Origin of the sequence: Pseudoalteromonas sp. SW0106-04 (assembly GCF_001293805.1) — a bacterium.
In the GTDB taxonomy this organism is placed as follows: Bacteria; Pseudomonadota; Gammaproteobacteria; order Enterobacterales; family Alteromonadaceae; genus Pseudoalteromonas; species Pseudoalteromonas ruthenica.
On the sequence record NZ_BCAI01000009.1, the window covers coordinates 178,565 to 190,431 of the forward strand.

6 protein-coding genes and 2 tRNA genes are annotated in these 11,867 nt (G+C 48.2%); 2 read left to right on the top strand and 6 right to left on the bottom strand.

The annotated features are described in order from the left end of the window. Positions 1–13: 13 nt before the first annotated feature. The 4 genes from W04_RS11915 to W04_RS11930 all read right to left on the bottom strand — a co-directional run bounded on the left by W04_RS11915 (position 14) and on the right by W04_RS11930 (position 6,355). Entirely contained in the window at positions 14–2,269 is a 2,256-nt protein-coding gene (locus tag W04_RS11915) for a TonB-dependent receptor (protein WP_053910979.1), read from the bottom strand. A 53-nt stretch (positions 2,270–2,322) separates the two neighbouring features. After that, positions 2,323–4,539, bottom strand: coding sequence for an NAD(P)-binding protein (locus W04_RS11920; protein WP_053910980.1), 2,217 nt, complete (start codon positions 4,537–4,539; stop codon positions 2,323–2,325). Beyond that, positions 4,532–5,482, bottom strand: coding sequence for an acetoacetate decarboxylase (locus W04_RS11925; RefSeq protein WP_053910981.1), 951 nt, complete (start codon positions 5,480–5,482; stop codon positions 4,532–4,534). Before W04_RS11925 ends, W04_RS11920 begins: the two co-directional genes overlap by 8 nt. A gap of 108 nt (positions 5,483–5,590) precedes the next feature. Further along, positions 5,591–6,355 (bottom strand): class II glutamine amidotransferase, encoded by a 765-nt coding sequence (locus W04_RS11930; RefSeq protein ID WP_022946720.1) that lies wholly within the window; start codon positions 6,353–6,355, stop codon positions 5,591–5,593. 452 nt (positions 6,356–6,807) lie between these two features. Between W04_RS11930 and fadE the strand changes: the two genes are divergently transcribed. Then, the gene (gene fadE, locus W04_RS11935) at positions 6,808–9,267 is read left to right on the top strand and encodes an acyl-CoA dehydrogenase FadE (protein ID WP_053910982.1); all 2,460 of its coding nucleotides are present in this window, start codon (positions 6,808–6,810) and stop codon (positions 9,265–9,267) included. A 188-nt stretch (positions 9,268–9,455) separates the two neighbouring features. Beyond that, on the top strand, positions 9,456–11,381 hold the full coding sequence (locus W04_RS11940) for a S9 family peptidase (RefSeq protein ID WP_053910983.1): 1,926 nt from the start codon (positions 9,456–9,458) through the stop codon (positions 11,379–11,381). A gap of 243 nt (positions 11,382–11,624) precedes the next feature. Here the strand turns inward: W04_RS11940 and W04_RS11945 are convergent. Together W04_RS11945 and W04_RS11950 are read right to left on the bottom strand one after the other, a co-directional pair. Further along, positions 11,625–11,701: transfer RNA gene (locus W04_RS11945), tRNA-Asp, on the bottom strand. Positions 11,702–11,727: 26 nt separating this feature from the next. Then, a tRNA-Asp gene (locus W04_RS11950) sits at positions 11,728–11,804 on the bottom strand. Positions 11,805–11,867 lie beyond the last annotated feature (63 nt).

Sequence of the window (11,867 nt, forward strand, 5' to 3'; positions counted from 1 at the left end):
TCAAGGATCTATCTTAAAAATGGAAGGTTACATCCAAACCTACACGCCGGCCCTCGCCCTTGAAGTCTTCATACATTCCTAGAAACTCGCTGAGATCGAACTTTAAATGGCTGTAGTGTGTATCAAACAGATTTTTTGCCCATAACCTTGCTTGCCATTGCTGGTAATCGGCCACAATATGCGCATCCCACAGCGTATAATCGCCTTGAGACGCAATAGGGTTTTCGTTTTGATCAAAATAATAATCTGATTGGTAATCAAATGACACCCCCGCCCTCATATCGACGTTGGTCCATGCCCACGAGTAAGCGAGTGCGCCATTGATATTCCACTTAGAGGTGAATGGCAACCTATGGTCCGTCAAGGTGTTGCCTAGGGGATCTGTATATTGCTCAAACTCTGCATTAGGAATATAACCAAGTGCCAAGTGTGCACGCCAGGGCCCTTTAGGGCGATAGTACATTGCCAGCTCTGCTCCGCTAATACGCGAACTAGCGACATTTTCTAACAGTTGCAAAGGCGGCTGCTGAGGGTTAGCTGAAGCTTGATTCATGAAGACTTGTTGGTCATCGTACTGATAGTAAAAAATAGCCCCATCAAAACCAAACCCTGAGCGCATTACTGGCGTTTTAAACCCTACCTCATGGGCACTAAGCTGCTCTGGTCCATAATTAGCCTGTTGCGCCTGCTCTGGCGTAGATAAGAAACCGCCATTGTAGCCCCCGCTCTTGTGGCCGTCTGAATAACGGTAATAATAAAGGTTATCACGGCTATCATTATAGTGTAGCGCCAGCTCCGTAGAAACGCCGTCATCATCTTGCTCTCCACTGACTTGGTAATAATCAATGGTGACACCGCCTTGAGGGTCTGCGGCAATCGGCACATTGAGTGTGGAAACTGAATCATACTCGACAGTTTCATCGCTGTAGCGTATCCCAGTAATCAATGCCCAACGCGGTGATAACTGCCATTGGGCATGAGCAAACAGTGCCCAAGAGCGAGTGTCTATCTCATTATCGTATAAAAAATTAGCCGTCAGGCTCGGGTCTAAGATGCCGCGAAAGTCACGCAGCAAATCATTGTTATTTAACTGCTCTATTTGCTCGGATAACTGATATGCACCCAAGGTAATATGATGCTGCTGATAGTGTCCTTGCAGTCTTAGTTCGTTGCTCAAGCTGCGTGTCTGCAACCCGAGGTTTCCTTCGCACAACCGCGCGAGCGAGCCATCGCAATTAAAACCATGGTCGCGCTCAAGGTCGCTCACTCCCAGTAACCAGAGCGCTTGCCAGTGAGTGTTCACTTGCCAACCTAACTCATTAGTGAGTCCCCAACGGGTGGTTTCATGAGCATTGTTGTTGTTTACCTTCACCGCCCAGAAGTCATCGCTGCCATCATTAAAACCAAATGCGTCAACACACTCACCTTGGTTAATTTGAGCCAATGTACAAGGTGAGCCATCGCTGGGAGATATAATTCCAATGTTTCCGACAGGCTGTGTCAGTCCCTGCCAGCGACTGTACTCAACTTTAGTGAACCAATTGAGCTGTTGCCACTGCCCTAAATAACTAACCCGGGCATCATTTTGCTCAAGGCCGGCTTCGGGATAGGCTTGGGCTAGGTTATAACTGGTGTAATCATATTTCTGATGATTTAACGCGACTCGCAAAGCTTGCTGTTCGGACAGCTGCATATTCCCCACCAGCTGCGCTTGACGCCAATCATCACTGCCGATAGCGCCTTTGACGTAGCCGTAGTTATCGAACTCAGGGCGTGCAGTGCGTACTAAAATTGCCCCCCCGGTGGTGTTACGGCCAAAAAGCGTACCTTGTGGCCCTTTAAGAACCTCCACTTGCTGTATATCGTATAGATTAGCAATTTGATGGCTGGCAGAGCCGCTGTTTACCCCATCAACATACAAACCGACCGGGGAAGTATTAGCGGTATTGTAATCAATCAGCCCGACACCACGAATATTAATGGCCGGCGGTGTACCTTCGGCGGCATTTTGCGATATTTTCACATTTGCCGAGAACCGTCCTAACTCGGTGGTATCTTTGATAGCCGCATCCGTGAGCTGTTGCTCGCCGATATAGGTAATCGATACACCGACTTCACTGGCTTGCTGAGCCCGTTTTTGCGCGTACACTTCGATCACTTCCATCTGCTCATCAGCTGAAGTTTGTTGAGCCTGTGCGACCGTCGTACAAGCAAAAGGTATACACAGCAGAGTCCGCTTAAGTTGCCAAGTCATTTTTTTATAACGCATTAATTTAATTATTGATCTTAGTATAGAAGAAACCTCGTCATAACAGTAGCGTGTTACCAAGGTAAAAAGCCGCGCTCACCACTAATATGGGTTGGCACACCGGATAGCGCCCGTGCTGTTTGCATGCCAGCCATCACCGCCGCCTCTACACAACCGGCATTAACGCCGGTGCTAATCCAATCTCCAGTAATGTAGAGGTTGCTAAAGTCGGTTTCTTGCGTATGCAAACGGTACTGACTCGTGCCAGTTAATGACAGCACATAGCGCTCGCTGGGGTCGAGGTTTACGCGCCAATATTGATAATCAAAACGTTGCTCACCCTGTGCGCTCGCAGGAGCATACAAAGTATGCCATTGGAAGCCTTCCCTATCGCCAGCTTCTGGCCACAACCAATGCATGCTGTGCTTGAGTTTGTCGAGGCAATTGCTTTTCACGTTTTGCAATTGCTGCTGCACAAAGCCCGTGTCGCTCGCGGGAGGGAAATCAGCACACGTATAGGCGCTGCAAAAATACGCGACATTAACTGGTTGATTATCCTCTGGCCACTGTTCCCAAGGTAGTAGGTGTGCCATCGCGGCCCAGGTGTCGAAGGGCTTGGAAAACGCGCTGAGGATAGGCGGCTTTGTCGATGCTTGCCAACCTAGCTGCCGGTCGTCTTTATTTAGCCACAGCTGCATTGCTTGGGTAGCCACGGTGCCAAGCTCCTTAACACTCGTCGCTAACCGAGTGTCTGTTGCTAAAAGCGCTGGCGCTATATGCTCCATGCTTGCCACTGATACACCACATATCACATGATCAAAGTCCACTGCGCGCTCAAGGGTAATGCGTTCAAGCGGCGCAGAAAAATGACGCTCATACACCGCCTCCCAATCACTCCAATGTGACTCTAGGTTTATGTTGTGGGTCTTTAATAGTTGCGCTTGGTCTGCGTTAATTTGTGTATATAACGGCTCGCTTGGCCAGCAAGGTAAGCCGTGGATATCCACTAAAGGATGATAATCTGGGTGCTTAAGATCAACTTGCTTGCACAGCTCAATCTTTTGCACAAAGCGCCCGCTACTGTCGGGATACAATTGCTGCACCTGATGAAAAAAGGCAAATTTCACGCCGCGCTGCTTTAATAGCTCGTAGATGGGCGCAAAAATAACATCGCCCATTCCCGCTTGCATCTTCCACATTACGCCGCCACGGTAACACAGCAGAATTCGTAGGATAGCCAAGGCTGCAACCCCCGCCTCCACATTCGGTTTGCTAAAATCGCCATCTTGGTAGCCAAACACTAAGTCGTAAAACCCTCTTACTGGAGCGCTATCAACGCTAAAGTGCGGGTCTGCACCATTATCGCTAAGCCACTGGCGTAAATCACGGTCATTAATACTGGCAAAGCCACGCTCATGAATTTTGTCGCGTATTAAACCAACCAACATGGCAATCGCTAAATCGGCACAAATATATGCTTGGCGCAGCTTTGCATTGCCATCGAGTAACTCACGAACTTCTTCACGAAGCCAGCGCTTAAGCTTACGGACAATATACCAAGTTCCCAAACGATCCGACTTGTGACTAAAACTTTCGTCGTTAACACGCAAATTGAGTAAAGCACTAAGCTGCTCTAATAATAACCTAGGGTTAGAAATAACCTGCTGCGCATCTTGACGTAGCTCGGTGTAAAACTGACTTACCTCCAGAGTGATACTGCTGAAGGTACTTTGCACTTGCTCCATAATGCTGGCTAAAAGATGCTGATCACGGCGCTTCCGAGTGGTGAGTACAGGTTTATGTGCCAGCTCATGCTCTATATCGTCGACAAACTTCTCTAGCCAGGCGACCAAAAGCCGAGCAATTTGCCAAAAGTGTAAATCCAAAGTGCCCGCACTAGGGTTCCCCTCGATTCGTGGAAATTCAATGGCCCAAGGCTGCCATTGGCCGTTAATATGCTCTTGTAAGGCGATAACATCATGAGGTTTAAATGCCTGTTGCCACGTTGCCATAGGGTGAGTCGCAGGTCTATCCAGTGCTTGATAAACTCGCTCTATGGTGCGGAACGAATTTACATAGGCGCCAAACCAAACATGCAAGCCATGCTCCTCGATACGTTGGCCCATATTTGCGTTGCGACCACTGGCGCCTTTACCACCCAAACGCCAGCCTTGCTGGTACACGGTTATATCAAACTGTTGTTGCCAATTGGCTTTTTCCGTTAAATACACAGCAGCGGTCATAGCACTGACGCCACCGCCAAGAATCGCGATTTTTTGCTGCTCAGACATAGCCTTGCTCCACAATTACCCTTGCTCCAGCCTGCTCAAAGTCCATATTGACGTAATAAGGCAGCCGCGCCCATTGCTTACCTGTAGCGATACCAAAGAGTTGCTGCAGTGGAAACGCATCAAGATGGCGAATATCAACCTCATACTCCCCTTCTAATAACCCCACCTCATGAATAGCATTGATGGTTGAGGGCGAGTGCAGCACGGCGCTGTAAAGACTGTTTTGGGCCATTCCATCCGGGCATTGTTTAAACAAAATTTGGTCTAAATAAGGGTGTGTAACCCCGCCTAACAACTGTTTGATGAGCTCTTTGCTCAGGTGCGCCCCTTGCGCTCCTTGCGACAATAACTCGGCTATTTCTTTAGTCGTCTCATACGCTTCGCTTAGCCAATTGTCATTATCATCCACTCTACGAACCCGTAATAGCTCATGCCAGGCCATTTGCGTGTTTGGGTGGTAAGGTTGAAAGGTTTCTAGTTGCAGCGAAAAGTCACTGTTTGCCCGCTTATTTTCGGGCATGCTGTAGCGACATAAATATTTGTTATAACCCCAAATCTCGCGGCCATTAATCAAAGCATTAATGTTATTTACACAAATAAAGGCAGGAAACCAATATAGATGCAAAGCGCGGTCGTCACCCTTTGCTTGTTTGACGACAGGCAACCAGATGATGATATCAGTCTCTTGCATCCAGCCATACTCACTAAAGGGCGCCTGCAACGAAGCGATGCGGGTGATATCAGTAAAGCTTAGTAACGGCGATGAGCCCAGTACTTTAAAAAAGTAAGGTGAGGAGTCGATTGAATTCAACGTGGTATCAACAAAGTGCTGCATTTTTTGCTCACAGCCTGCTAAGAAAAAGCCGAACATGCGCGCATCTTTCATGCCACACGGCGGTTTGGCGATGGGGTTTGAAGGGTAATGAATATAAGGTAAAGCCATCCTACTCTACTCGCTGGTTTTGTTCTTTTAGGCCCAAAAGTTAGGGCAACGCGTGCACCGAGTATAGATGGCTTTTTATTTGTTCACATTATTTAAACAAGTACGTTGTTAAATTTTCTCGCCCAACTTAAACAAGACGAACTCGCCAGGTTGCATTTTTTGCCAACGCTCATCATTGGTTAATGGCCGCGTTGCGATGACCGTCACTATGTCATCAGGTGTTGTTTCCTGTTGAAAGTTAACCACCATATCAGCATCGATTAGCGTGGCTTTACCAAAAGGTGCGCGGCGAGTGATCCAGTGCAAATTGTTAGTACAATACGCCAGTACAAACACACCATCGGTTAGCAGCATATTAAATACGCCTTTTTCTCTTAGTTGGTGCGCCAGTTTGGCTGCGTAACGAAAAACACTCGCCATATTGCTGGGTTTTGTGGGGTACTTTTCACGAATTTTGTCCAGCAACCAGCAAAACGCCAGCTCACTGTCGGTATTACCAACAGGACGATAGTAAGAGGGCTTTAAATCACTGTAGTCTGAGAGCTGACCATTGTGCGCGTAGGTTATCTCCTTACCCCATAACTCGCGAGTAAACGGATGGGTGTTCTCCAAGCAAGTTCGTCCACGATTCGCTTGACGAATATGACTGATCACCGACTTACTTTTTATGGGATACGCGCGCACCAGTTTGGCTATTTCCGACTCGCTACTCGGCAATGGGTCTTTAAATGAGCGACACCCTTTACCCTCATAAAACGTGATCCCCCAACCATCTTTGTGCGGGCCCGTATTTCCGCCACGCTCTAACAAGCCGGTAAAACTAAAACAAATATCTGTTGGTACGTTGGCAGACATGCCAAGCAACTCACACATTTAACACTTCCCAATAAAATCAAAGATAAACTAGCTTAAGAACAAGCATGTTTTGGTATTCAAGCTGCGCAACTAGTAGTAAGGGGTTATTCGCCAGCTTTCTATACTGCTATTATTTCACAAAAACGCCAAGGGGTTAAAAGCCAGAGCCAAATTCAAATTTTCCCCTGCTTATCTGGCTGCACTCTTACCACTTGATTATTGAATAAATAACGAGAAGGCAAGGTGCACAGCCCATTTTAAAATGATCAGACTTACGCCATTATTGCCGTTTGTACGTACTAGATTGAGCATAAAACGAGTAGAGCCCATCACCTTTGTTATCATCGACTAAAATTTGTCAGTGATAAAAGGTGCAAGCACCCTATAATTAGTCCAAGAGGGCTTGCAACCCTAATTGAGTAACGCTAATCTAGCTGCTAGTGGTCAGACCTCTAACAAGGAATCAGATTATGACACTTCTTTTTTTTATACTTGCGCTTATTGTGGTGCTGTCTTACGCCAGTTACCATCGCGCCAGTTTTAATACCTGCCTCGGTCTTGCCGTTGCAACAATGATTGTCGGCACCATTGCCGGTGGTTTTGGTATCATTAGCTGGCTTATCTTTTTAGTTATTGCCGTGCCTCTGTCTGTAACGACAGTTCGACAGCAATACCTCGTAAAACCTCTTTTTGCGGCTTTCAAAAAAGTCACCCCGACGATGTCAGATACCGAAAAGTCAGCCATTGATGCTGGTACTACATGGTGGGAAGCGGATCTTTTTTGTGGTCGTCCTAACTGGAATAAACTACACCAGTACCCCATTCCAAAGCTGAGCGCTGAAGAGCAGGCTTTCCTTGATGGACCCGTGGAAGAAGTGTGCGGTATGTTTAGCGATTGGGAAGCAACCCACGAGCTTACCGATTTACCGGAAGAGGTTTGGCAATATCTGAAGGACAATAAGTTCTTCGCCATGATCATCAAAAAAGAATTTGGTGGTTTAGAGTTCTCAGCTTACGCCCAATCATGCGTGCTACAAAAGCTCACCAGTAAGTCGACCTTGTTATCGTCAATTGTCGGTGTCCCTAACTCATTAGGCCCGGGTGAGCTGCTCCAGCACTATGGAACCAAAGAGCAAAAAGACCATTACCTCCCTCGTTTGGCTAAAGGTGATGAGATCCCATGCTTCGCACTGACCTCACCCGAAGCGGGTTCTGACGCCAGTGCTATTCCTGATTTTGGTGTGGTCTGTAAGGGTGAATTTAACGGCGAAGAAGTGACTGGTATTCGCTTAACTTGGAACAAGCGCTACATCACACTTGCACCGGTTGCGACAGTGCTTGGTCTTGCTTTTAAGCTACGTGATCCAGACGGCTTGCTGGGCGATGAAGAAGAGCTCGGCATTACCTGTGCGCTTATTCCAACCGATATGGAAGGCGTTAAAATTGGCCGTCGCCACTTCCCTTTGAATGTGCCGTTCCAAAATGGCCCAACCCAAGGCGAAGACGTTTTCGTGCCACTAGACTACATCATTGGTGGTCCAAAAATGGCTGGTCAAGGCTGGCGTATGCTGGTTGAGTGTTTGTCGGTTGGTCGTGCTATTACCCTACCGTCAAATTCAACGGGCGGCATTAAATCGCTTGCTGTTGCCACCGGTGCTTACAGCCGTATTCGCCGCCAATTCCGCCTACCCATTGGCAAAATGGAAGGTGTTGAAGAAGCTATGGCGAAACTGGGCGGTTACGCCTATGCCAGTGATGCGGCGGTCAGTATGTCTACCGGCGCGGTTGATTTAGGTGAAAAGCCATCTGTCATTTCAGCCATTTTGAAATACCATCTGACCGAGCAAATGCGTGAGTCCACCATGCATGCTATGGATGTTCATGGCGGTAAGGGCATTTGCCTAGGGCCAAATAACTACCTTGGTCGAGGTTATCAAGGCGCCCCTATTGCGATCACCGTAGAAGGCGCCAACATCCTCACTCGTAACATGATTATTTACGGTCAAGGCGCGATTCGCTGTCATCCGTTTGTGTTAACCGAGCTGAATGCCTGCAGCATCGACGACAGCAATGAAGCTTTGGATGTATTCGACAATGCCCTAATGGGCCATATCGGCTACACCATTTCTAACTTGGTGCGTACGAAGTGGCTAGCATTAACCGGAGCGCGTTTTACTAGCGTGCCTTATAAAGATGAAACCACAGAGTTTTATCGCGATGCGGCGCGTTTCAGTGCCTCTTTGGCGCTGATGTCTGATATTTGTATGGCGGTGTTTGGTGGCTCACTAAAACGCAAAGAGCGCATCTCTGCACGCCTTGGTGACATGCTAAGTTACCTGTACTTAGTATCAGCGACTTTGAAACGCTACAACGACGAAGGCCGCCGCAAAGAAGATTTGCCATTAGTTAAATGGGCCTGTCAGGAATACTTGTATCGCTGTCAGCGTGCGCTGGCTGATTTAATCAATAACATGCCCTCAGTGTTTTTGCGCGGTGTGCTTAAGGTTATTTTGTTCCCTTGGGGCCGCCCAGTGCGCAAGCCAACCGATAAGCAAGAGCACGTTATTGCCCAGCTACTGCAAACGCCTAACGAGACTCGTGAGCGCTTGTCACAGCATATCTTCTTAACCGATGGCCCACACAGCCTACTCGGTAAACAAGAGCAGACACTACGCAACATTCTTGCTGTGGAGCCGCTGTTCGATAAGGTATGCCGCGCGACGGGCAAAAAGCTGCCTTTCACTCAGCTTGATAAGGTTGCACAAATGGGCCTTGATGAAGGCGTGCTCAGTGAGCAAGAAGCCCATCAATTGCGCGATGTCGAGCAGCAACGTTTGGATGTGATCAACGTTGATGACTTTGATCCCGCCGACCTACTCGCGGGTAAAGCGGCGCGTAGACGACCAAACAAAAAGGCGTCTGCTGCTTAATAATTTGTGCACAATTGCACTTTTCCACGACACCAAGCCAGCATATGCTGGCTTTTTTATGGCTGTTGCAAAATTTGCTAACAATTTGCACCTAAAAAAGACCCTGTCTAGCCTTGCTTTTCCCAGCGTGAACCCGAACACTAAAAGCGAAAATAACAATACCTAAAAAACTAACAGGATATATATTTATGATAGCGAAGCATTTTATTGCCAGCGCCCTAGCAGGCGCCATCGCGCTCTCTCTAGCTGGATGCCAGCAGAGCTCTTCTAACGAGCTACAAAGTGTACAAACGCAAAGCCAGTTCCAAACTTACAGCGCCGAGACCTTCTACGATACCGTGAGTTTAAGGGGCAATAGCATCAACCATAGTGGTGATAAACTGCTACTGAGCAGTGATGAGAATGGGGTGTTTAACCTCTATGAGGTCGACATTAAAACCGGCACTCGCACACAGCTGACCGACGCCAAAGACAGCACTTATGCACTGGCATTTTTCCCCAAGGACGACCGAATTCTGTTTAGTCGAGATAGCGGGGGTAACGAGCGCACGCACGTGTTTGTTCGCGATCAGCAAGGCGAGATCACCGACTTAACGCCCGGCGAAGAGACCCGCGCGGCATTTGCAGGCTTTAGCCAAGACGGGCAACATTTTTATGTGCTGAGCAACCAGCGTGACGCCAAGTTTATGGACTTATACAAATTCGATAGCAACAGTTATGAGTCTCAACGTGTTTATACCAACGAAACAGGGCTCGATGTCAGTGCCATCAGCCCAGATGGCCGATATATTGCGCTAACTAAGCACCACGATAACCGTGATAGTGATTTTTACCTACTGGATACTGCATCGGGTGAAGGCCCTAAGCTTCTCAGCGCTCACGAGCAACCAGCTAAGTATAGTGCCTGGAGTTTCAGTGTTGATGGGCTATCACTGTATTACACTACGAATGCCAAAGGCGAGTTTCGCCAAATGTGGCGCTATAACTTGGCCACACAAGAGCATGAACTTGCTTTGGACGCCGACTGGGATGTCAGCTTTATGGAGTACTCAAAGTCTGGACGATACCGCGTCAGCGCCGTCAATGCCGATGCCAGCACCCAGGTAACGATTTTAGACACCAAGACCAACCAAGAGCTGGCATTGCCATCAGCACTGCCTAAAGGCACACTCAGTGGCGTCGAATTTAGTGATAATGAGCAAATCATGTCATTTTATTTAAGCTCAGATACCAGCCCACGCAATCTATATGTATGGCGAATTGGCAGCGATCAAGCGCAGCGTCTCACCAACACCCTGAGTGCAAACATTGCTGAAGAAAACCTCGTGAGCAGCGAAGTGGTCCGTTTTAAAAGCTTTGATGGACTCACCATTCCCGGCATTTTATACAAGCCTAAGCAGGCCTCAGCCACGAATAAAGTCCCGGCATTAGTCTGGGTGCACGGTGGCCCAGGTGGCCAAAGTCGCACGGGTTATAGTGCTATGCGACAGTTCTTAGTGAACCAAGGTTACGCGGTTTTTGCAGTGAATAACCGTGGCAGTGCCGGCTATGGCAAAACCTTCTTTCACCTTGATGACAAAAAGCACGGTGAAGAAGACTTACAAGATATTATCTACGGCAAAAAGCACTTACAAACGCTGGATTGGGTCGATAACGATAAGATTGGCATTATCGGCGGCAGTTACGGTGGCTATATGACGGCGGCAGCACTCGCCTTTGCCCCTGACGAATTTGAAGTGGGTATTAATATCTTTGGTGTCACTAACTGGGTGCGGACACTAAAATCCATTCCACCTTGGTGGGAGAGCTACAAAAAGGCACTCTACGATGAGATGGGCGATCCGGCCACCGATGAAGAGCGTCATCGTCGTATTTCACCGTTGTTCCACGCAGATAACATCAAAAAACCGTTATTAGTGGTACAAGGAGCCAATGATCCCCGAGTTCTGCAGGTTGAAAGCGATGAGCTTGTTGCCGCAGTGAAAGCCAACGGGGTGCCAGTTGAGTATGTACTCTTCCCCGACGAGGGCCACGGCTTTAGTAAGCGTGAAAACCGCATTACAGCGGCCAATGCGTACCTGTCTTTTCTTGATAAACATTTAAGAGGTCAATAATACTGCTGTGGCCAGTGCATGCTGGCCACACCCTCTCCCTGTTAACTGCCTTCACGCACCGCCTAAACATGTCGCGTCGTTCTTTGCTAGCGCGCTTATAGCTATCAGTTTACTGAAAACACAGCACCCGCCTATCTACGCTTATTACAGGTAAATAGAAGCAGCACCCATAACGGGTATTAAAAGGGAATAGATAAAGGAATAACAAGAATGTATCTGGAGATACTGAGTGAGCACACTCAGTGGCGGAGTGGACGGGACTCGAACCCGCGACCCCCGGCGTGACAGGCCGGTATTCTAACCAACTGAACTACCACTCCGCAGTGGTATGAGTGCATCGTCTAAGTGGCGGAGTGGACGGGACTCGAACCCGCGACCCCCGGCGTGACAGGCCGGTATTCTAACCAACTGAACTACCACTCCGCAATGACGATGTGTGTACATAGGATTTATTCAGACATTGGCGGAGTGGACGGGACTCGAACC

Coding starts and splice junctions, on each gene's coding strand:
- W04_RS11915 (WP_053910979.1), bottom strand. CDS start 2,269: ATGCGTTATAAAAAAATGACTTGGCAACTTAAGCGGACTCTGCTGTGT.
- W04_RS11920 (WP_053910980.1), bottom strand. CDS start 4,539: ATGTCTGAGCAGCAAAAAATCGCGATTCTTGGCGGTGGCGTCAGTGCT.
- W04_RS11925 (WP_053910981.1), bottom strand. CDS start 5,482: ATGGCTTTACCTTATATTCATTACCCTTCAAACCCCATCGCCAAACCG.
- W04_RS11930 (WP_022946720.1), bottom strand. CDS start 6,355: ATGTGTGAGTTGCTTGGCATGTCTGCCAACGTACCAACAGATATTTGT.
- fadE (WP_053910982.1), top strand. CDS start 6,808: ATGACACTTCTTTTTTTTATACTTGCGCTTATTGTGGTGCTGTCTTAC.
- W04_RS11940 (WP_053910983.1), top strand. CDS start 9,456: ATGATAGCGAAGCATTTTATTGCCAGCGCCCTAGCAGGCGCCATCGCG.